The organism is Bradyrhizobium sp. 23AC, assembly GCF_054863025.1.
This window is the reverse complement of record NZ_JAVAYN010000309.1, coordinates 1-235: the sequence shown is the minus strand read 5'-3', so window position 1 is coordinate 235 and position 235 is coordinate 1. Positions and strand designations below refer to the sequence as shown.

Sequence of the window (235 nt, the reverse complement as noted above, 5' to 3'; positions counted from 1 at the left end):
ACGTAATGTTTTCGGCATCGTTTCCTTTAGAGTTAGAAGCATTAATGATCCACGCCGCAGCTCGTTCGACATTATCGGTGACGCCACTTTTGTTAAACGCGTCCTCTGCCAGTCCTTCAGCGTATACACCTTGGCTTAGATCGGTGCTTGCTAGACCTTCGATATGGCGTTGCGCCGATTTAAGATGCATCACCTCCATATCAAACACCGCTTGCATTTGAGTGATGCTACCTGC

General features: G+C 48.1%; 1 pseudogene. It reads right to left on the bottom strand.

Annotation, left to right across the window (positions count from 1 at the left end):
• Nucleotides 1-235, bottom strand: a pseudogene (locus tag RAD10_RS42545) (hypothetical protein); the annotation flags it as partial.